Below are 21623 nucleotides of genomic sequence, written 5' to 3'. Positions count from 1 at the left end.
ACGAGCTTCATGGACAGAACGAACTCATGCAAGACACGGCTGCCGTATCAGGCGCCGTCCAGGAAGGTTCATTGATGAGCACCCAACAAGCTGCACCTCTGAGCGAAGCCGCCCAGACACGCAAGGCCGTGAGCAACATCCTCAAGGGCTCCGCGGGCAACCTCGTGGAGTGGTTCGACCTCTACGTCTATACGGTTTTCGCGGCGTATTTCCAGTCGCACTTCTTCAACTCCGCGGACGACCTGCAGGCCGGCCTCGAGGCGATGGCGGTCTTCTCGACGTCGTTCCTCATGCGCCCGATCGGCAGCTGGTTCTTCGGACGCTACGCCGACCGCAAGGGCCGCAAAGCTGCCCTGACACTCAGCGTGACCATGATGTCTGCCGGCTCCTTCGCCATCGCCATTCTGCCGACGCAGGACGTTATTGGCCTGTGGGCCCTGATTCTGCTGGTGTTTATCCGCATGATCCAGGGCTTCTCGGTGGGCGGCGAGTACGGCACCAGCGCCACCTACATGTCCGAGGCTGCGACGGCCAAGCGCCGTGGCTTCTTCTCCAGCTTCCAGTACGTCACGCTGATCGGCGGGCAGATGCTGGCCCTCCTGGTACTGGTGATCCTGCAGAACACCATGAGCAAGGAAGACCTGACGGCCTGGGGCTGGCGGATTCCGTTCGCCATTGGCGGTGTTGCTGCGCTGGTTGTTCTCTGGCTTCGCCGCTCCATGGAAGAGACCCTTTCCTCAGATCAGCTCCGCGCTGCGCACGTCAAGGTTGAGGGCGAGGCACAGCCTGGCACCATGAAGCTGCTGTTCACCAAGCACTGGAAGCCGCTGCTCATCTGCATCGGCATCACCCTCGGCGGCACCGTGGCGTTCTACACGTACACCAACTTCATCCTGAAGTTCATGAACGATACGTCCGGCATCGCCAAGACCGATACCTCCGTCATCAACTTCTGGGCGCTGTTCATCTTCATGCTGCTGCAGCCCGTGTACGGCATGCTCTCGGACAAGATCGGCCGGAAGCCGCTGCTGATCTGGTTCGGTGTGACCGGTGTGCTCTTCACGTGGCCGCTGCTTTCCACGCTTGCCGGAACCAAGGACCCCTTCGTGGCCTTCCTCTTGATGTTCGGCGGCCTGCTTATGGTGGGTGGCTACACGTCCATCAACGCGCTGGTGAAGGCTGAACTGTTCCCGGCATCCATCCGCGCCCTCGGCGTCGGGCTCGGTTACGCGATAGCCAACTCACTGTTCGGCGGTACGGTTCCGCTGATTGGTGCAGCGTTGCAGAAGTCGGGCCAGGTTGACATGTTCTTCACCTACGTCACCGCCGCGATCTTCATCTCGCTGCTGGTGTACATCTTCGCGCTGAAGAACAAGAAGCCCACGCACTTGGATGCCGAGCAGGGCAACGCCTTCACTGCGAGGGGCGCGTCGAAGGACGACGACGACAAGAAGGACCTCGTCAACGCCTGACCTGACTGCCTTGTGAGGCCCGTTCTGCGCACTTTGGATACTCCGAAGGGCGCAGAGCGGGCCTCACAACGTTAAGCTCTAGTGGCGAACAAGACCGTAGCAAACCAGACCGTAGCGAACCAGCCCAGCAAGCCAAAGGAACCAGACCGTGCACGTGCTCATCGTCGAGGATGACGACGCCATGGCGTCGGCCTTGAGCGCAGCCGTCGCCTCGGCCGGCCATAAGCACACCCGGGTATCCCGCGGCGAGGACGCACTCCTGGCCCACCGGCAGCACGAGGTCATCCTCTTGGACCTCGGTCTTCCGGACATGGACGGCTTGGACGTATTGCGGAAGCTGCGCCAAGTCACAGCAGTTCCCATCCTGATTCTGACGGCCCGCGACGACGAGCGAAGCGTGGTTCTGGGCCTCCGTTCGGGAGCCGACGACTATCTGGTCAAACCCGTGAAACTCGTGGAGTTGCTCGCGAGGATCGAGGCCGTGACGCGTCGGACCAGCAGGGCGGGCAACACCATGCCCCACAGCATCGTGCTCGGGGAACTGGAAGTGGACCTCGACCGTCGCGTGGCCGCCGTTGGCCAACGGCAACTGGCCCTGACAGCAACGGAGTTCGACCTCCTGAGCCTCCTCGTCAGGAACGCCGGCTCGGTGGTCACCCGCGAGCAGATCCTGGATGCGCTCTGGGGCGACGCATTCCTGGCACATTCACGTTCCCTGGACGTGCACCTGACCGGGCTGAGGTCCAAACTCCAGCTGCCCGGTTTCATCATCAATGTCCGCGGCGTCGGCTATCGCGTGGAGCAACCGTGAAGTTCCGCGTTCTGGGCATCTTGAGCCTGCTGGTGGTGGTCATCGTGGTGACGGTGTCCACCGTGATCCTGACATCGGCCAGCCGGGAGCTCACCCAGGAGCTACAAATCAATCGCGTTGCAGCGCTCAACCGCTTCGCGCAACTGGCCAGCGACGCTGCAGAGGACAACGACACTACCCAACTCCAGCGCGAGATGGACCGGTATTCCGAGCTTTACAGCGAGGGGATCCTGATCCGGCTTCAGCAGCAAACAGTACGTTCCGGCAACCTCAGCGAGGACCAACCCGAGGTCAGGGACGCCCTCAACCGGGCAAGCCTCAACCTCAGCGACACCACGCTGAATCCCATCCGCGCCTTCGGGTCTGGCACGGACATCATCTCCCGGTCCTTCGGCACGGCCAGCCAGGTACTGGGCGAAGTGGTCCTTGAAGTGGACCTCGACGCCGCCCGTCAGAAGCTACGGGAGCGGTGGCTCGTCGTCGGGCTTGCAGCTGTGGCGCTGGGTGCGCTGCTCCTGTTGGCGGCATTACGCATCACTGGCTGGGTCCTTCGCCCGGTCCACAGACTGAGCAAGGCAGTCCACGAGTTGGAAACCACCGGCAAAACCAGTCAGCTTCCCGAGGCCGGCCCACCCGAACTGCGTGAGCTGAGCCGTTCCTTCACGGCCATGGCGGATACGGTGACCGAGAGCATGGAGTCCCAGCGCCGGCTCATCGCCGATACGTCGCACCAGCTCCGGAACCCTGTTGGCGCGTTGCGCTTACGGATCGATTTGCTGCAGCTGGAGCTGAAAAGTGAGCCGGAAAAGGCTGCGGCCGCGGGCGTAGTTGCGGAACTTGAGCGCGTGGAGGAGATGCTCGACGGCGTGCTGAAGCTGGCTACGGCGGAACACCGGGCTTTTGAGGGGTCTGCCCGCGCGGATGAAGCAGACCATCAGCGTTTGGCCGTCATTGATCCCTTCCCGGTCCTGCAGGGCGAAGTGGAAAGGGCAGCCCCGGCAGCCAGGAATGCCGGGGCACGGCTGACTTTGGAGGGCCCCGCAGATGCGACCCAGATCGTCTGCGACCCCGACGAACTCGCCCACATGGTGGGTGAACTCCTCGCCAATGCCATCAAGTACGCTCCCGGGGCCCGCATCTCCGTGGCGACCAAACCCACGGAAGGAGGCACCGCCGTCGTCATTTCCGACGACGGTCCCGGCCTTTCACCGGAGCAGCTGGCCGCGTCCATCACCAGGTTTTGGCGGGCGCCGCACCACAGCAAAATCCCCGGCAACGGCTTGGGCATGACCATTGTGGAGCGGTTGGCCCAGGCGAATGGTGGACGGCTTGTCCTTGAGCCGAACGAGCCGCACGGCCTCATCGCACGGCTGGAATTCGCGCGGCCACAGGAAGGTGCGCATGCCTGAGTTCCCTGCGATGTCCCGACGGGATGCCCTCAAAGCCGCCGTCGCGCTTGGCCTGCTCGCTTCAACCGCCGCCTGCACGCCGGATGAACAGCCACAGGAGCTCACCGTTGCAGGTGGTGAATCCGGCGGCTTTTACTTGGAGTTCGCAACCCTCCTCGCGGACCTGCTGGAGCGGGAGCGCGTCGCCGGGAGGGCCGTCGCGCTGACCACCGGCGGGAGTCTCGAGAACATCCAGCGGGTCTTGTCCGGCAAGGCGACCTTCGCCGTCGCGTTGGCCGATGCAGCAGCCCAAGCTGAAGCGCCGGACCCCGCCGGCGATTTGGTAGCGCTGGGCAAGGTGTACCAGAACTACGTTCACTGCATCGTGCGGGAGGACAGCGGCATCCGGACCTTCACCGACCTCGCGGGGAAGACTGCGGGTGTGGGCGAAGTGGGCTCGGGAACCACGCTGACGGCCGGACGCATCATCGCAGCTGCTGGCCTGTCCGAACCGTCCCGGACCTTGAAGCAAGTCAACCTTGGTTTGAATCAGGCACTGGTCTCGCTCAAGGACGGATCGATCGACGTCATGATCCAGTCCGGCGGCGTTCCGACGGCACCCATCGCAGCCGCTGCGCAGGACCTGGGGCTTCGGCTCCTGGATCTTTCCGAACTCATTCCGGCCACCCGTGCCCAGTCAGGGTTCTTCTACGATCGCGTCCTCATCCCCGCCAACAGCTACGGGGACGCACCTGCCGTGTGGACCGTGGGTGTAGCCAACCTGCTCCTGTGCAGGAGGGACCTGGCCGACCATGTTGTTCGGCGGACCGTGGAACTCCTTGTGGAACAGGCCCACGACTTGGTTCCGAGGTCGAGCACCGGCGTGCAATTCCTTAGCCCCGAGACACTCATCAACACCGCGGGCGTACCGCTGCATCCGGCCGCCGAAGCTGCCTACCGCACCCTCCACGGCTAGGGTCCTCCATGGACGCCAAGGGTTTTAGGAGCCGCCGAAGAGGGCAGAGGCTTTGGTGAGCGTCTGGAAGACACCGTAGGCGAGGGGTACACCAACCAGCGCCCAGACGGTTGCGATTCTTGTTCCTGTCATTTGGTGCCTCCGAGCACTGATTCTTTGCTGACGGTCTTGACGGGTTCGTGGAACTTCGGGTTCACGGGCTTGACGAGCAGATTGGCTCCAAAACCGATGACCAGCAGACCCACCATGGTGAGGAGGGCCGGCTGATAGGCGGCAGCCGTGAGCTCACCCGGGGTTCCTTGGGCGTCCAGGAAGCCGTTAATGATCAACGGTCCGGCGATGCCGGCCGCGGACCACGCGGTCAGAAGGCGGCCGTGAATCGCACCCACCTGATAAGTCCCGAAGAGGTCCCTCAGATACGCCGGGACGGTCGCGAAACCTCCGCCGTAGAAGGAAATGATGAAGACGGCAAGAACAACGAACAGCAGGGTGGTGCCCGAACCGAACAACGCCAGGACCGCATAGAGAGCCGCGCCCACGCCGAGGTACACCATATAGATGCGCTTGCGGCCGATGACATCCGAAAGGGTAGACCAGGCAAAACGACCGCCCATGTTGGCGATGGACAGCAGGCCGACGAATCCGCCGGCGACGGCAACTGAAACCGCAGACGTTCCGTCAGCGTTCCGGAAGAAGTCCTGGATCATGGGAGAGGCCTGTTCCAGGATGCCGATACCTGCCGTGACGTTGCAGAAGAGGGCGATCCACACGAGCCAGAACTGCTTGGTCCTGATGGAGTTTGCCGCCGACACGTTATCGGAGGTGACAAGCGGTTTGGACTTGAGGGTGGAAGGGTCAAATCCGTTCGGCTTCCAGTCGGCTGCGGGCACCTTGATGGTGAACGCACCGAACAACATGTATGCCAAGTACACCGCCGCCAGCGTGAGGAACAGCTTGCCCACTGAGTCGCCGCTTGCCACCCAGCCTTCGGCGCTCGAGTTCGGGTCATAGAACCGCAACAGTTGGGTGGACAGTGGGCTCGCGATCAGTGCTCCACCGCCGAATCCCATGATGGCCATACCCGTGGCGAGTCCTGGGCGGTCCGGGAACCACTTGATGAGCGTCGAGACCGGGGATATGTAACCGATGCCCAGTCCGATGCCGCCGATAACCCCGTAGCCGAGATAGACCAGCCACAGTTGGCTGGTGAAGATACCGACGGCACCCACCACAAAGCCGGCGGTCCAGAACAGGGCCGAAGTGGCCATGGCCTTCCGGGGCCCGTTCTTGTCCACCCAGGTCCCCATGACGGCGGCCGACAGCCCCAGCATCACAATGGCGATGGAAAAGATGACTCCGACCTGCGTCAGGCTGGCATCAAAATGCTTCACCAGCGCCGTCTTGTAGACGCTGGTCGCATACGCCTGCCCAATGCATAGGTGCACCGCGAGCGCAGCCGGCGGAATGAGCCAGCGGTTGAATCCTGGGGGCGCGATGGTGCGATCACGGTCGAGCCAACTCATATAGACCCCTTCTTATGTGCAACGTTCTTATGTGCAACGAGGAGGTTGCCCCGAGCCATGGTTGTTGAAGGCAATTATGCGGCGCGTCACAACCTGCGGGATTTTTTCGCCAGAAAAGGGAACTTCTCAGCGCCGAACGGTACATTCTGCGCGACGAGCGGTACTGGATGGACGCGCCAATCGGCGTACGGCCGGGCAACTGGCAAAATGGACACCATGACTTCAGCTGTTGCCCCTGCCATCGCCCTGACCATTGCCGGCTCCGAAGCGACCGGTGGCGCCGGCGCGCAGGCGGATCTCAAGACCTTCCAGGAACTCGGAGTGTTCGGCATCGCGAACCTCACCTGCATTGTCTCCTTCAACCCCCAGGACAACTGGAACCACCGGTTTGTGCCGGTTGATCAGCAGGTCATCGCGGACCAATTGGAAGCCACGACGGCGGCCTATGGTGCCGCTTCCGGCGCACCTTCGGTGTTGGACACCGTGAAGATCGGGATGCTCGGAAGCCCGGCCACCATCAGCACCGTGGAGAAGGCACTCACTGATGCTTCGTTCACCAATGTGGTGCTGGACCCTGTCCTGATCTGCAAGGGACAAGAACCCGGCCACGCTTTGGACACGGACCAGGCGCTGAAGGCGCAGATCCTGCCGCTCGCAACGTTTGTCACACCGAACCACTTCGAAGCGGAGTCCCTTTCCGGGCTCAGCATTACCGACGAAGAGTCACTCAAGGCCGCTGCCATCCGCATCCACGAGATCAGCGGCGCAGCAGTCCTCGCCAAGGGCGGGGTGCGGCTGGAAGGCCCGGACGCCGTCGACGTTTACTACGACGGCGAGACCCTGGAAGTCCTGCGCGCTCCAAAGGTTGGCGAAGTGGCTGTATCCGGTGCCGGGTGCTCGCTGGCCGCTGCCGTCACTGCCGAGCTCGCCAAGGGAGCGACGCCCCTTGAAGCAGCGCGGACAGCGAAGGCATTCGTGACCGCTGGCATCAAGAACCGCGTGTCCTCCGGCGCTCCCTTTGATGCCCTGTGGCAGGGCGGCGCCCTGTCCTAGCCTCTGCGTCACGCAAAAACAGCCGCCACGGAAACACTTCCGAGGCGGCTGTTTTTTGCGTGCGGGTTAGCGCGAGACTTTGCCCATCAGTGAGGCGATCGGGCGCAGGAACAGCGGACGGGCAAGGAACCAGGCGGCCGCTGTGAAGACGATGGAAGCTGCGAAGACCCCAAAGCCCCACCAGCTGTTGTTGTCGTCGTTGGATGCGTACATGTGGTTGAGGTTCCTCAGCGCACCAGTGGCCAGCACCAGGGTCACGTGGACGATCACGAACGCGACGAAGTAGATCATCACCGGGAAGTGGATCTTGCGGGCAAGTTCAATGGGGTAGAACTTGTTGATCGCGGCTTTCTTTGGCCATGCGCCGGACATGCGAAGGCCCGTGATGATGGCCAGCGGGGCGGCGATGAAGACCGTGACGAAGTAGGTCAGGAGCTGCAGGCTGTTGTAGTTGTTCCAGCCGTTCTCCACCGGCCAGTTCAGTGACGCGTACTGCAGTCCGGCCGAAATTGCGTTGGGGAAGACATCCCAGTTGGTGGGCACGATCCTCAGCCATTGTCCCGTGGCGAAGAGCAGCACGATGAAGATGATGCCGTTCAGGACCCAGAGCGCGTCCAGCGTCAGGTGGAACCAGAGGTCCAGGCTGATCTTGGTGGGTGGGTTCTTGGTCTTGATGAAGCCCTTGTTGTTCCGGGTCCAGTTGGCTGCCGGGCGGGTGGTGGTCCGCACCTGCCAGCCCGAACGGATGATCAGGACAATGAAGAACATGTTGAGGAAGTGCTGCCAGCCAAGCCATGCGGGGAAGCCCGTGGGGGCACCTTCTGGAACGGCCGAGTGCCCGGGGTAGTCCACCAGGAACTGCTGGACGGGCTGGAGGGTCCGGAGCCATTGCGCAACGAGCACCAGGATCAGTGCCACCACCAAAGCTCCTGCGGTGACGACGACGGGTTTGAACCACCTGTTCGACGTGATCCCGGACGACTTGCTTGAAACGGACATCAGGCCGCGTTCCTCTCTGGCTTGTTTGGCTGCGACCAGTTGGCGCTATATAGCGATTCAACCAGTTGCAGCCCGACGGCGAAAACGGCACCCGGGTTTCGGGGCGTCCGACGTCAAAAATCGCAGCATTCGGATATACGCCGCAATGTGTATTTCTAGAACAGACTTCCAGAATTATTTCTTGTTTTTCATGGGCCAGTCAAGGCTTCTTACTGGCTATGTGGATTCTTTGGAGGGTAGGATTCCAAAAAATGGCCGTCCGACACTCCGATCCGCGGCCTGCCTGCGAGAGGAGCCCAAGCGTGGTTCGCAAAACATCCGAAGCGGCCACCAGCACAGGCTCCTGGCAATGGACTCGCACAGCAGCCACCCAACGCAATCTGCTGGACGCGGCCAGCGATGTATTCGTCGAGCATGGCTTCACCGATACGAGCATCTCGGACATCGTGGCTCGTGCTGGATCCAGCGTAGGCAGCCTTTATCACCACTTCGGCGGGAAGACAGAGCTCTTCCTTGCGCTGTGGGACGACTACCAAAACGAACACGAAAGACTCGTGGCTGCTGCTGTGGCTAAAGCCCGGAAGGCCGGTGAGAACAATCCCCTGGCCCTGTTCAACGTAGGCAGCCGCAGCTACTTCGACTACACGTGGAAACACCGGGACCTGGAGCGGGTTTTCATCGAGGGAGACACTCCCCCGGGTTTCGAAGTCCTGCGACGCGAACGCGGCCGTGAATGGGTCCGGCAGAACACCGTGCTCCTGGGCGCCAGCAACGACACCTTGGGCCGCCTCACCGTCGCGGTGATCACGGACATCATCACGGTGTCCGGGCAGGAGGTGGCTTTGAGCGCCTCCAAGCGCGATGCCGACGAGGTTGTTGAAGCCGCGGCGGTGCTGGTGCAACGGCTGGTCAGCTAACGCGGATCCGCCACCCACCCTGTGAACAGCGGCATGCCGGTCTCCACGTGCACGATCTCGTAGTGGAACGGGCGGTCAAGGATCAGCTCACGTTGGGGTTCAGGCGCTGCGGCTGAGCCCACGGCGTTAAGTTGGGTGACGGCCGACGCGATGGTGCCCTTCTCTGCCACCGTAATGTTGGCGGCCTGCGCAGCCTGTGTCAGTTTCATGTCCGGCTGGATGGCATTGAAGTCCTTGTCCGTGGCCAGCATCTGGTTGAGTCCGAGTGTTTCGAAGACCTTCCGCAGCTCGAACGTTGTCTTGTGGTCCCACTTGGGTAGCTGAAGGTAGACCATATCCACAGGGGCCATGCTCAACTTGGCCGCCACCTGACCAAGCACCTCCGCAGAAACCGCAGCCGAACCAGCCGAACCCGACGCACCGCCGTCGGGCAGTATCAGCCGCATCACGAAGCCCTCGGCGTAAGGCAGGTCCACGGCCTTCCATCCGGGAGCTTCTGCGTAGGCCATGCTGGTGCCTGTGTGCATGGTTGGCACGTTGATCACTTCACCGCCAGCCTTGGTGAACGGCGCGTCCCGGGTGTCGCTCGCGTCGAAGGGCTCTTGCCAGGCCGCTGCGAAATACAGCGTGTTGAGCAAGCTGAATGTGTTGTCGGGATCGTATTGTGCGGGCGCTTTCTTGATCCGCCCGCCGGTGTTCTTGCTGACCCACTGGTCAATTGCCGGTTTGGTCACGGCCTCATCCTGGAACGATACCGGGTACACCCCCGTGCCGAAATGTTTGGCGAGCGTGGCCAGATAGCCCTCGCCCGTGGGCACGCCTTTATCGACGAACAGCCCGTTGGCAGCGTGCATCACCGGTGTGCGCGGCGGGTTGTCCTCGTCAACGGAGCTGGGGTCGCCGTCGAACTTTTCAAGGGACGCGAGCAGCGCGTTCATGGCTTCGTCGCGGCCTTCGGCGGGCAGGCCGAGGACCGCGTCCATCTCCGCCGCCGTTGGCCCGCTGGCTCCCGCCCGAAGCATGCTCAGGGCGATCAGCAAACTTGCCGGAGATGACACTACGTTGCCGTTCGTCGCGTCGCCGCCGTCAGCCAACAGCGCGGCGCTGAGCTTCCGCGCGGAGACGTTGAAGGCTTCACGTTGCGCCGGATAGTCCGCTGTTTGGACCGAAACGCGAGTCACGCCGTCGGCGGTTAGGAGCCCGACGTCGGCTGGTTGGGGAGCGCAGGCACTGATGGTCGCGGAGCTGGTGGCCAATGCTGCTGCCGCGAGTAGCGTCGTCGCTTTGCGGACTCGGTTCATGGCGGATCCCCCTGCTTGGTGTTGTCCTCACATCGTGCCCCTTTTGACGTGAAAACTCCCGGGAGGTGGGAGAGGGATCGCCAAATGTTGCCGGAAGGTGATGGAGCGTCACGCTTAAGCACGCGGAAGGTGAGAGAACGTCAGCGTTCGGAGTGGGCCGCCAGGAAGGAGTACACCTCGGTCTCATCCACACCGGGGAAGGCGCCGGGAGGCATCGCGGCCAGCAGGTGCGAATGCGCCCGGGCGGAGGGCCAGGCGTTTCCGGCCCACTCGTTCGCCAAAGAGGCCGGGGGCCGCTTGCAGCAGTTGGGATCCGGGCAGTTGGAGGTGGCCCGGGCCGTGGTTTCGCGTCTACGGAACCATTTCACGTGTTGGTACGGCACCCCGATGCTCAGTGAGAATTCACCGGCCGCGGACCGCTCCGTGCGGGCAGTGCACCAGTAGGTACCGGACGGAGTGTCGGTGTACTGGCTGTAGGCGCTGAACTTATCCGGAACATCAAACACCGCCCGGGACGTCCACGCCTTGCACGATGGCTGCCCTTCAATGGCACCGGTGTGGTCCTGGGGGAAGTTCACGCCGTCATTCTCATAGGCCTTGTAGATGATGCCGGACTGGTGCGTCTTCTGGAAGTGCGTGGTGATACCCAGATGCTTGGTGGCCAGATTGGTGAAGCGGTGCGCGGCCGTCTCATAGGACACGGCAAAGGCGTCACGGATATCCTCCACAGCGATTTCCTTGGCCGCCTTGGCTTTCTGGAGGAAGTCCACCGTTGCCTGTTCCGGAAGCAGCAACGCCGCAGCGAAGTAGTTTGTGGCGACGCGCTGTGCCAGGAAATCCCCGTAGTTGCGCGGAGTTTCATGGCCCAGGACGTAGTGGCCCAGCGCCTGGAGGAGGACCGAGCGGGGATCGTGATCCTGCCGTTGGTTCTGCGTCAGGTAAATTCTGCGGTTCTTCAAGTCCGTCACGGACCGTGTGGAGTGCGGCAAATCGCCCACGTGATGCAGGCTGAAGCCGAGGTTCTCAGCGATGTCAGCAATGACGTGCTGGCTGAGCGGCCCCGCGGTGTAACCCACGCCTTTGAGGACCTTCTGCGCCTCGGCCTCATACTCGGGGAAATAGTTACCGCGCTCGCGCATCATGGCACGCAACTCGCCGTTGGCACGGCGGGCTTCTTCCGGCGTCGCGACCTGCTCATTAAGTTTGCGTTCGAGCTCCTGAAGCAGCCCCACCTGCGACTCCAACACATCGAGCGGAAGCCGCGAGCTGATGCGGATTTTCGGCAGGTTAAGGGACTCGTACAGCGGTCCGCGCTGGTACCGCTCGAGCTCGATTTCCAAGGCCGCCCTGCGGCTGGGCGGCTCGGCGCCCAGCAGCTGGTCGATGCTCACGTTCAGTGACGCAGCCAGCTGCTGCAGCAGCCCCAACTTGGGCTCGCGCTTGCCGTTTTCGATCAGGCTCAGCTGACTTGGCGCGGTCCCGACGGCGGCACTCAAGTCGTCCAGCGTCAGTCCAGCCTGCTTGCGGAGATGGCGCACGCGGCGGCCAAGGCTGATGACGTCCAGTTCAGGGGACGCAGGGGACAACGACGGCGACGCGACTTCGCGATTCCAGCTCACAGGAGACATTTCTTGAGAATACGCGAAGAAGTGCATTTCTTTCCATAGTTTTCCTCTAGCAAGTCTGTTGAAAGTGCAGAAAAGTAAGTCTTACGAAAAGAAATACAGATCCCGGGCAAGCCGGCCGATGCAGCAAAGGCGCAGCGGAGGCCGGCCCGGGCACCACATAGGAGACAGAAAATGACCGCTTCATTTGAACCCGCAGAGCAGTCCGCAGAGCAGCAGGCCGCAGCGCTGGAACTTGAATGGTCCGCCAACCCGCGGTGGGAAGGCGTCACCCGTGATTACTCGGCCACCGACGTCGTCCGCCTCCGCGGTCGCGTCTCCGAAGAGCACACCCTGGCCCGCCGCGGTTCGGAGAAACTCTGGAAGCAGCTCACCGAGGAAGCTCCGACCGGCGGCTACACCAACGCACTGGGCGCCCTGACCGGCAACCAGGCCGTGCAGCAGGTCAAGGCCGGCCTCCGCGCCATTTATCTCTCCGGTTGGCAGGTGGCCGCAGACGCCAACCTCTCGGGCCAGACCTACCCGGACCAGTCCCTGTACCCGGCCAACTCGGTCCCCCAGGTGGTCCGCCGCATCAACAACGCCCTGCTCCGCGCAGACCAGATCGAGTATGCCGAGGGCGTCAAGACCGTTGAAGACTGGCTGGTCCCGATCGTGGCCGACGCAGAAGCCGGCTTCGGTGGCCCGCTGAACGCCTACGAGCTCATGAAGTCCATGATCACCGCAGGCGCCTCGGGCGTTCACTGGGAAGACCAGCTCGCTTCAGAGAAGAAGTGTGGCCACCTGGGCGGCAAGGTCCTGATCCCCACCCAGCAGCACATCCGGACCCTGAACGCAGCCCGCTTGGCAGCCGACGTCGCCGATACCCCGACGGTCGTCATTGCCCGCACCGACGCCGAAGCAGCAACCCTGATCACTTCCGACGTTGATGAGCGCGACCAGGAATTCATCCTCCGCGAAGGTGGGCAGCCGGTTCGCACCGCAGAGGGCTTCTACAAGGTCCGTAACGGAATTGAACCCTGCATCGCCCGCGCCAAGGCCTACGCACCGTACTCCGACCTCATCTGGATGGAGACCGGCACCCCGGACCTGGAGCTGGCCCGCAAGTTCGCCGAATCGGTCAAGGCCGAGTTCCCGGACCAGATGCTCTCCTACAACTGCTCCCCGTCCTTCAACTGGCGCAAGCACCTGGACGACACCACCATCGCCAAGTTCCAGCGCGAACTCGGCGCCATGGGCTTCACGTTCCAGTTCATCACCCTGGCTGGCTTCCACGCCCTGAACTACTCGATGTTCGACCTCGCCCACGGTTACGCCCGTGAAGGCATGAGCGCGTACGTCGAACTCCAGGAGAAGGAATTCGCCTCCGAGTCCCGCGGCTACACCGCCACCAAGCACCAGCGCGAAGTCGGCACCGGCTACTTCGACGACATCGCAACAGCGCTCAACCCGAACGCGTCCACCCTCGCACTGGTCGGGTCGACCGAAGAGGGCCAATTCCACTAACCAAAACGCCGGCCGAGCTCTGCTGCCGGTTGTCACCTCCGGCCTACGGACCGGCAACGCTCTGCCTGCTATCCCCATATCCGCCCTTTGACCTCGTAGAACTCGGTCGAGGGCGGATATAGGGCCCCTTTACGCAGGCTGCCGCATTACCGGCCCTCCGGCCTCGTGCGGATCGCACGCGGAGGATTACCCAACCCGGCCCGCCGCCGTCGAACATTTGCTTCTCATAGGAGAGATTGAAATGAACAGCTTCACTGACAACTTCACTATCAATGGCATTACTTTGACCGCGCAGCCCATGTGCCGGCAGAACGAGGTTTTGACGCCTGACGCCCTTGAGTTCATTGGCAAGTTGCACCGGGCTACGGCTGATCGTCGTCAGGAGCTGATGCAGGCACGGCATGCCCGCCGCAACCAGATTTCCGGTGGCCAGGATCCGCGGTTCCTGCCGCAGACTGAAGGTATCCGGAATGATCCTTCGTGGCGGGTAGCTCCCCCGGCACCTGGTTTGGAGGACCGCCGTGTGGAGATCACGGGTCCGGTGGATAAGAAGATGACCATCAACGCCCTGAACTCGGGGGCGAAGGTGTGGCTGGCTGACATGGAGGATTCGTCCACGCCGACGTGGCGCAACGTGATCCAGGGCCAGCTGAACCTGACCGATGCTTTGGAGCGTCGGATCGATTTCACGTCCCCTGAGGGCAAGGAGTACAAGCTCAAAGCTGCCGAAGAACTGCCCACCATCGTGGTCCGTCCCCGTGGCTGGCACCTGCCGGAGAAGCACATGCTGATCGACGGCAAGCCGATCGCCGGTGGCATCGTGGACTTCGGGTTGTTCTTCTTCCACAACGCCCGCCGTCTCCTGGCCCAGGGCAAAGGCCCGTACTTCTACCTGCCCAAGATCGAGAACCACCTCGAAGCACGCCTGTGGAACGACATCTTCGTCCTGGCCCAGGACCTGTTGGGTATTCCGCAGGGCACCATCCGCGCCACGGTGCTGATCGAGACCATCACCGCCGCGTTCGAGATGGAAGAGATCCTGTACGAACTCCGCGACCATGCGAGCGGTTTGAACGCCGGCCGGTGGGACTACATCTTCTCGCTGATCAAGAACTTCCGCACCCGTGGGCCGCGCTTTGTGCTCCCGGACCGCGGCCAGGTCACCATGACCCAGCCGTTCATGCGGGCCTACACCGAGCAGTTGGTCCGGGCGTGCCACCGTCGTGGTGCCATGGCGATCGGTGGCATGGCTGCCGCTGTCCCCAACCGCAAGGACGAGGCAGCCAACACGGCTTCCTTCGAGAAGGTCCGTGCTGACAAAACCCGCGAGGCCAACGATGGCTTTGACGGCTCGTGGGTAGCCCACCCGGATCTGGTGCCGGTGTGCCGGGAAGTGTTCGATTCAGTTCTCGGAGACCGTCCCAACCAGCTGGATCGCAGCCGTGAGGACGTCACCCCGGATGACCGGGCCCTGATCGACATCGCCAGCACCGAGGGAACCATCACCGAGGGCGGGGTTCGCCTCAACATCGAAGTGGGCATCCGTTACATCGAGTCCTGGCTGCGGGGCAACGGGGCCGTAGCCATCCACAACCTCATGGAGGACGCCGCCACCGCGGAGATCTCCCGGTCACAGCTGTGGCAGTGGATCCACTCCCACGCCATCACCGACCACGGCGACATCATCACCCGCGAATGGGTGGAGGACATGCTGGACGAGGAGTTCGCCCGTCTGGAACGCTTCGACGGAGACCGCTTCGCTGATGCCCGCGCCATCTTCGAGGAAGTCACCCTGGCAGAGGAATTCCCCACCTTCCTGACCATCCCGGCGTACGCCCGCTTCCTCACCGAGGCCCGTGAAGAGGCCACGGAAGAGGAGCTCGTCGCCGCCTAGCCGTACTGGCTGGCGACACACCAAGCCCCGACGCTGGGCTGCCTGCACTCTTCGCAACAAGTGACCCCGACCGCCGGGGAGGCAGCCCAGCAGCGGGGCTTTCCCACGCCCCACGCTCCTACCGCTGCCGGGCCACCCAGCGCACGGACAACGTGGTGGAGACGCAAAACGCAAGTACGGAGCCGAGGATCACGAACAGCGGGACAGTCCAGCCGTCGGTCACACTGTGCACGTACCCAACAACTGTCGGAGCCAAGGCAGCGAAGCAGTAGCCGACACCCTGCACCACGGCAGACATCTTCCCGGCGGCAGCCTGGGAGTGCGCGAACTTGATGATGGCTATGAAGATCACCGTGATGCCACCACCTTGGGCAACCCCGCCCAGCGAAGACCACAGCCACCACCACGAAGGCGCCAACAACAGGCCCACGGGAACCGTCAACCACAGCGCGCTCAAGGTGACCGCCACCGTCGTCGTACTCGTGAAGCGGGCCAGGAGCGGCACGCCCAAGCCGCCCACGATCGCGAAGATCTGGAAGAGCGACGACCCAGCCCCGGCTTCGGCGGTGCCCATGGCGAGTTCGTCGGACAGGAAACTGGGCAGCCAGGCGGTGACGCCGTAATAGGAGAAGGCTTGCCCCGCGAAGCCGAGTGTCAGGCCCACGGTCAGCCAACCCACGCCTGCAACCCGTGCGTCGCCGGTTGCAGAAGGCACGGGCACAGCGGCAGGCACGAAGGCCCGTCGGGCACCCACGGTTGGCACCCAGAACAGGATGGCAGCCAAGGCCAACAAAGCGCTCGCGGCCAACGCCAGCCGCCACCCCACCAGCTCAGCCAGCGGTGCAGTTGCCACGGACGTGAGGAACGAGCCGATGTTAAGGGCCGCCGTGTAGACGCCCATCGCTGTTGCCTGCCGTCGGGGCGCGAAGTCCCGCCGGATGATCAGCGGCACTGCGATATTGCCGATGGTGATGGCCACACCAATGACGACCGTGCCAGCCATGACGAACGCGCCGCCGCCACTGGATCTGATCACGACGCCGGCCAGCACGCCCAGCAAAGTGAGCATCACGGCGAATTCGGCCCCGAGGCGTCGTCCGGCCAACGAAGCCAGGGGGGACGCAAGGGAGAAGCAGAGCACGGGGATACCGGTCAGCAGCCCGAGTTCCACCGGCGAGAAGCCGAGGTCCCGTTGCAGGGAGTCGACCACGGGAGCCACGGCCACGAAGGGTCCGCGCATGTTCAGGGCAATGAGGCCGATGCACGCGAGGATCAGCCAGCCGCGGGGAACTTTGGCGAGGAACTGGCTCATGGTGTGCAGCGAAGGGTGGCAGGAAGCGTTTTCATCACTTTCATTGCTATCACGCCACCACCCGTCATACGGCACCGCACAAGGCTTATCCCGTCGCTTGGAGCGTGGCCTCAATCACTGCCGGCGACAGAACGTGCTGGGTGACCATCTGGCTGGCACCCAGGATGGCCGCGCGATCACCGGCCATGGAGATGCCGATGCGCAGGTGCGTGGTGGCCAACGGCAGCGAGCGCCGGTAGACCACTTCGCGGATGCCGGCCACAAGGTGTTCGCCGGCCTCCCCCACGCTGCCGCCGATGATGATCATGGACGGATTGAGCAGGTTGACCACCGTTGCCAGCACATCGCCGACGTCGCGCCCCGCCTGCCGGAGCGCTTGGATCGCTTGAAGATTTCCTTCACCCACCAGCCTCAGGACATCAGCACCGGTAGAAGCTTCCAGCCCTTGCGACTGCAGTTGACGCGCGACGGCGGGACCTGACGCGAGCGCTTCGAGGCAGCCGTGGTTGCCACACCGGCAGAGGACGTCGTCGCCGCGCGGAACGCGGACGTGTCCGAGGTCGCCTGCGGTGCCGTTGGCACCCCGCTGCAGCTCGCCGCTGCTGATGATGCCCGCGCCAATGCCGGTGGCGACTTTGATGAAAAGGAAGTTGTGGTGGTCCGGCCAGTAAGCGGTCCGTTCGCCGAGGGCCATGATGTTGACGTCGTTATCCACCAGCACCGGAACCGGCAGCGAACGCTGGACATAAGTGACGACGTCGAATCCGTCCCAGCCCGGCATGATCGGCGGCTTCACGGGCCGTCCGGTGTCGTGTTCAACGGGACCCGGCAGTCCGATGCCCATGCCGGCGAGGTCGCCAAGTTCGCGGCCTGCCTCGGTGAGGAGCTCACGACCCGCGGAGATCACGCGGCCCAGGACGATTTCCGGGCCTTCGGCGACTTCCTGCCCCAGACGCCGCTCCGCCAGGATGCTGCCGCCAAGATCGGTGACGGCAACGATCACGTGGGTGGCGCCGACGTCGACCGCCAGGACCACGCGCGCGGCGGGATTGAAGGCAAAGCGCGACGGCGGTCTGCCACCGCTGGAGCTCGCCTCACCTGCGGGACCGACGAGTCCGGAGGTGATCAGGGCGTCGATGCGGGAAGCGACAGTGGAACGGGCCAACCCGGTGGTGACTGCGAGTTCGGCCCGTGTGCGGGCTTGTCCGTCGCGGAGAAGTTGAAAGAGGTCACCAGCACGCGAGAGATTGCCGGCCTCCAGGACGGAGGCGTTTCCGGCGTCGTGAGTGGTGGCGGTTGTCATGCCTTTAGTGAAGCACGATTGCTTATGCGTGTCATGCAACAGAAGTTTGTCGGCAATATTCCAACTTTTGCTTGACGCTCGGCAAAAGTCCCCCTAGGTTGTGATGAGCAGCACAGCAAGCCCTCGATGAAGAGTCACCGCAGCACCGATTTCCCCTTCCACTCAAGAGCCAGTCCGCTTACGAAGAGGTAACTGAACTTGTCCAGCCACACTGACGCCACCCCCACCTTGGGGGTAGGCATCCTCGGCGCCGGCCCGGTCACCCAGGCCATCCACTTGCCGTCCCTCGCCCGTTTGGGCGACATCCTCACCGTCCGCCACATCATGGACGTCGATGCCGCCGTCGCTGAGTCCGTCGCAGCCCGCGTTGGCGCCGCGCACAGCACCAGCATCGATGCCCTCCTGGGCGACCCCGCCGTCCAGATCGTCGCCATCTGCAGCCCTCACCAGTTCCACGCAGAACAGGTGATCGCCGCATGCCGCGCCGGCAAGAAGGCCGTCCTCTGCGAGAAGCCCTTCGCCATGAACGCCGAAGAAGCCGCAAGGATCTCCGCCGTCAGCGAGGAAACCGGAGTTCCGATCATCGTTGGCGCCATGCACACCTTCGATCCGGGCTGGCTCGCTGCCATGGAAAACCGGGATGACCTGACCGGCACGGCGCACACGATCCGCTCCTCGATCGTCCTTCCTCCCAACGCCAGGTTTGAGGACTTCGCAACGGAGATCATCACCCGGCCCGCTGGCAGCGCTCCGGACTACTCGGACCCAGAGGTCATCAAGGGCGCACTCCGCGGAGGCATCATGGGCCTGGCCATCCACGACCTCCCCCTGATCCGGAGGTTCACCCCTGATTTCAAAGACATCGAAGTCCTGGAAGCACGCCATGTCCGGCCGTTTGGCTACGTCATCTCGCTCCGGACGCCCACCCGGACCATCGAGCTCCGCGCCGCCATGAACAACACCTGGAAGCCCGAATGGAGCTTTGAGGCCTTCTCCGACGACGCCGCCCTCCGCATCGACTTCACCCCCTCCTATGTACAGGCAGGATCCGCCGTGGCCACCTTCAGCCGTGGCAGCGGGACCACGGTTCATGGCCCCTTCGATCACAACGGCTACGAAGGAGAGTGGCGTGAACTCGCCGCCCTCGCCACAGGAGCCAAGCAGCCGCCCGCGGCGCAGACCCTCATTGACGACCTCACCTTCGCCTTGGACATCGCCGACGCCACAGCTGCCAGTCTCGATGCCGGGCAAGCAGCCCGGGAAGCAGCCCAGCCTTCCGTCCCCGAAGGAGCCCACGCATGAGCAGCCAATACTCAGTCCGTGCCACTCCTGAGGCCCGGGAAGCCGGCGCCGTAGCGCTGGCCGTGGCTTCCCTCCCCGAATCCTTCGGCCCGGCCGTCGGCGAAAACCCAGCCGACGTCGTCGTCATCGCAGGACAGCCTGGTTGGACTGGGGAAGCTGCCACAGCAGTCACCGCAGGCGCCCGCGGAGTAGTCGTGGTCAACCCGGCAGCAGAGAACACCGACTCACTTCAGGCAGCGGCCCAACAAGCCGGCGCGGCAGTGGTCCTCGACCAGCGCTGGGCATCCAACCCCGCCATCCCGGCCGCCGAGGACGCAGTCCGTTCCATGGTGGGTCGCGCCGCCATCCTCGACTCCGTGGCCACCGCTCCGGTGGGAACCGACACCGGCGACTTGCTCGCGGACCATCTTGCCGCCGTCGTACGCGTGACGGGACCGTTGGGGAAGCTCAGGGTCCTGGCCCGCGGACCGCACGGTTACACGTCAACGGCGGTGCTCGCCAACGGTGCGCCGGTTGCCTTGCAGGGCATCGCGAGCGGCGCCCGGCCCGCTGGCGTCACCATCACGCTCTTGACCGACGACGGCGGCGTCAGCGTCGCGCTGCCGGAACCGCATGCTGCCTGGCCGGCAATGGTCAAGGTCACCGGACCGCAGGGCGAACTGCTTCTCCCGACGATCTACGAATCCGCTCACCGCGCCACGTGGCGCCGGCTCAAGGAACACCTCGATGCCGGCACCAAACCCTCCGACCTGCAGCGATTCGCCGCGACGTCGGAATCCCTCGCAACCCTCACCTGAATCACCACCACAACTGCACTACCCAGCCATTCAGTATCCGTTTGCCCTCCTCAAAGTTGAGCTGGACCGGAAGACCAACGCCAAATTCGCGTTGCCGGTCCCGAAAGGAATCACTATGAATGTTCAATCAGCAGCTACCCGTCCCTTCTCCCGCCGCAATTTCCTGGGCCTGACGGCAGCAGCGGCCTCGGTGCCGCTCCTCGCCGCCTGTGGCGGCGGCTCGGCCACCCAAGGCGGAGGCGGTGGCGCTGGTGGAACCGTCAAGTTCTGGGACATGCCATGGGCAACGCCCGCCTACAACGACTCCGCCAAGAAGATCGCCGAAGGCTTCTCCGGCGCGAACAATGCCAAGGCCAACTACCAGATCATCCAGTGGAACAACTTCTACCAAACGTTCTCCTCGGCCATCGCGTCCAAGACCGGCCCTGCCGTATCCACCGGCGGCGGTTTCCAGGCCTTCCAGTTCGAGCAGCAGGGCCAAATCGCGTACGCGGACAAGGTCATTGAGAAGCTGAAGTCGAATGGCCAGTTCGACGATTTCCTGCCCGGCGTGCTGGACCCGTTCAAGTCGGACAAGGGCTATGTCGCCGTGCCGTGGCAGCTGGACATGCGCGTGTTCTGGTACCGGAAGTCGCTGTTCGAAAAGGCGAACGTGGCCCTGCCTACCGACTGGCCGTCCCTGCTGGAAGCCGGCAAGGCATTGAAGAAGCTTGGTGCGTTCGGCTTCGCCACCGGCGCAGGCTCAGGCAACAACTACGGCAACCACTCCATGATCATGATGATGGTCAACAACGGCGGCGGCGTCTGGAACAAGGACGGCGAACTGGACCTGCTCAACGACCGCAACGTCGAGGCAATCGAATTCGTCCGCGAACTCGTCTCCAACGGCATCGTGGACCCCGCAGCCGTCAGCTACACCACTGACAACATGTCCGCACAGTGGAAGGACGGCAAGGCTGGTTTCGGCCTGTTCCAGGTCAACGTGCCGCAGCGAGTTGGCGATACCTCAGGCGACCTGCTGGTGGCCGACCCCATCACCGGCCCGCACGGTGACAAAGCCACCATCGTGTTCCCGAACAACATCATGATGTACAAGAACACCCCCTCACAGGAAGCTTCCGAAGAGTTCCTGGTCTACTACCTGGGCCAGCTCAAGGAACTGTGGAAGCAGAAGCTCATGTCCGCCCTCCCCGTGTTCAAGTCCATCACCGAGATCCCTGAATTTGCCGACGATCCCAATAACGTCAAGATCGTCAAGGACTGGCAGCCCATCGCCAAGACCTTCGCTTCCCAGGGCAGCACCCTCAACGCCAACCTCGCAGCCCTCGACGGCGGCCAGGCATTGAACCAGTTCAGCCAGTCGATCCTGACCGGCCAGGCAGCAGACGCCAAGAGCGCGCTGCAGGCTTTCCAGTCCGGCCTCGAATCGGTCCTGAAGAAGTAG

General features: G+C 63.3%; 18 protein-coding genes. 11 read left to right on the top strand and 7 right to left on the bottom strand.

Annotated elements, in window-relative coordinates:
* Positions 1 to 74: 74 nt before the first annotated feature.
* The 4 genes from N7568_RS19215 to N7568_RS19200 all read left to right on the top strand — a co-directional run bounded on the left by N7568_RS19215 (position 75) and on the right by N7568_RS19200 (position 4647).
* Positions 75 to 1472, top strand: a complete 1398-nt coding sequence (locus N7568_RS19215; RefSeq protein ID WP_261611381.1) for an MFS transporter — start codon at positions 75 to 77, stop codon at positions 1470 to 1472.
* Positions 1473 to 1620: 148 nt separating this feature from the next.
* A complete protein-coding gene (locus N7568_RS19210) occupies positions 1621 to 2283 on the top strand; it encodes a response regulator transcription factor (protein WP_261611380.1) in 663 nt (220 codons plus the stop codon).
* Positions 2280 to 3692, top strand: coding sequence for a HAMP domain-containing sensor histidine kinase (locus N7568_RS19205; RefSeq protein ID WP_261611379.1), 1413 nt, complete (start codon positions 2280 to 2282; stop codon positions 3690 to 3692). The genes N7568_RS19210 and N7568_RS19205 overlap by 4 nt, the downstream gene beginning before the upstream one ends.
* Complete coding sequence (locus N7568_RS19200) at positions 3685 to 4647, top strand: TAXI family TRAP transporter solute-binding subunit (protein ID WP_261611378.1); 963 nt, start codon at positions 3685 to 3687, stop codon at positions 4645 to 4647. The genes N7568_RS19205 and N7568_RS19200 overlap by 8 nt, the downstream gene beginning before the upstream one ends.
* A 24-nt stretch (positions 4648 to 4671) precedes the next feature.
* Here the strand turns inward: N7568_RS19200 and N7568_RS28675 are convergent, their stop codons facing one another.
* A complete protein-coding gene (locus N7568_RS28675) occupies positions 4672 to 4779 on the bottom strand; it encodes an MFS transporter small subunit (protein WP_435521702.1) in 108 nt (35 codons plus the stop codon).
* Positions 4776 to 6170 (bottom strand): OFA family MFS transporter, encoded by a 1395-nt coding sequence (locus N7568_RS19195; RefSeq protein ID WP_261611377.1) that lies wholly within the window; start codon positions 6168 to 6170, stop codon positions 4776 to 4778. Before N7568_RS19195 ends, N7568_RS28675 begins: the two co-directional genes overlap by 4 nt.
* A gap of 216 nt (positions 6171 to 6386) precedes the next feature.
* Here N7568_RS19195 and N7568_RS19190 point away from each other — a divergent pair, with 216 nt between their 5' ends.
* Complete coding sequence (locus N7568_RS19190) at positions 6387 to 7223, top strand: hydroxymethylpyrimidine/phosphomethylpyrimidine kinase (protein WP_439898997.1); 837 nt, start codon at positions 6387 to 6389, stop codon at positions 7221 to 7223.
* Between the two features lie 66 nt (positions 7224 to 7289).
* Here N7568_RS19190 and N7568_RS19185 read toward each other — a convergent pair whose 3' ends face one another.
* Positions 7290 to 8222, bottom strand: a complete 933-nt coding sequence (locus tag N7568_RS19185; RefSeq protein WP_261611375.1) for a cytochrome b/b6 domain-containing protein — start codon at positions 8220 to 8222, stop codon at positions 7290 to 7292.
* A 302-nt stretch (positions 8223 to 8524) separates the two neighbouring features.
* Between N7568_RS19185 and N7568_RS19180 the strand changes: the two genes are divergently transcribed.
* Positions 8525 to 9139: a TetR/AcrR family transcriptional regulator gene (locus N7568_RS19180; RefSeq protein WP_261611374.1), complete on the top strand. Its 615-nt coding sequence runs from the start codon at positions 8525 to 8527 to the stop codon at positions 9137 to 9139.
* Here N7568_RS19180 and N7568_RS19175 read toward each other — a convergent pair.
* Positions 9136 to 10440, bottom strand: coding sequence for a serpin family protein (locus N7568_RS19175; protein WP_261611373.1), 1305 nt, complete (start codon positions 10438 to 10440; stop codon positions 9136 to 9138). The two genes, N7568_RS19180 and N7568_RS19175, sit on opposite strands and share 4 nt — an antisense overlap.
* Before the next feature lie 140 nt (positions 10441 to 10580).
* On the bottom strand, positions 10581 to 12095 hold the full coding sequence (locus tag N7568_RS19170) for an XRE family transcriptional regulator (protein WP_261611372.1): 1515 nt from the start codon (positions 12093 to 12095) through the stop codon (positions 10581 to 10583).
* Between the two features lie 144 nt (positions 12096 to 12239).
* Between N7568_RS19170 and aceA the strand changes: the two genes are divergently transcribed.
* Positions 12240 to 13571, top strand: coding sequence for an isocitrate lyase (gene aceA, locus N7568_RS19165; protein ID WP_089593676.1), 1332 nt, complete (start codon positions 12240 to 12242; stop codon positions 13569 to 13571).
* 241 nt (positions 13572 to 13812) lie between these two features.
* Positions 13813 to 15465 (top strand): malate synthase A, encoded by a 1653-nt coding sequence (gene aceB, locus N7568_RS19160; protein ID WP_261611371.1) that lies wholly within the window; start codon positions 13813 to 13815, stop codon positions 15463 to 15465.
* A 118-nt stretch (positions 15466 to 15583) separates the two neighbouring features.
* On the opposite strand, the gene N7568_RS19155 is transcribed toward aceB, so the two are convergent.
* The gene (locus tag N7568_RS19155; RefSeq protein ID WP_261611370.1) at positions 15584 to 16777 is read right to left on the bottom strand and encodes an MFS transporter; all 1194 of its coding nucleotides are present in this window, start codon (positions 16775 to 16777) and stop codon (positions 15584 to 15586) included.
* Between the two features lie 85 nt (positions 16778 to 16862).
* Positions 16863 to 18080, bottom strand: coding sequence for an ROK family transcriptional regulator (locus N7568_RS19150; protein ID WP_261611369.1), 1218 nt, complete (start codon positions 18078 to 18080; stop codon positions 16863 to 16865).
* A 198-nt stretch (positions 18081 to 18278) separates the two neighbouring features.
* On the opposite strand from N7568_RS19150, the gene N7568_RS19145 reads away from it, so the two are divergent.
* From N7568_RS19145 to N7568_RS19135, 3 genes are all read left to right on the top strand, one after another.
* Positions 18279 to 19382, top strand: coding sequence for a Gfo/Idh/MocA family protein (locus N7568_RS19145; protein ID WP_261611368.1), 1104 nt, complete (start codon positions 18279 to 18281; stop codon positions 19380 to 19382).
* Positions 19379 to 20179, top strand: a complete 801-nt coding sequence (locus N7568_RS19140; RefSeq protein WP_261611367.1) for a hypothetical protein — start codon at positions 19379 to 19381, stop codon at positions 20177 to 20179. The genes N7568_RS19145 and N7568_RS19140 overlap by 4 nt, the downstream gene beginning before the upstream one ends.
* 115 nt (positions 20180 to 20294) lie before the next feature.
* A complete protein-coding gene (locus N7568_RS19135; protein WP_261611366.1) occupies positions 20295 to 21623 on the top strand; it encodes an ABC transporter substrate-binding protein in 1329 nt (442 codons plus the stop codon).

It is taken from the genome of Paenarthrobacter aurescens, from assembly GCF_025421775.1.
Taxonomy (GTDB): Bacteria; Actinomycetota; Actinomycetes; order Actinomycetales; family Micrococcaceae; genus Arthrobacter; species Arthrobacter aurescens_B.
This window is presented reverse-complemented; position numbering and strand designations above follow the sequence as displayed.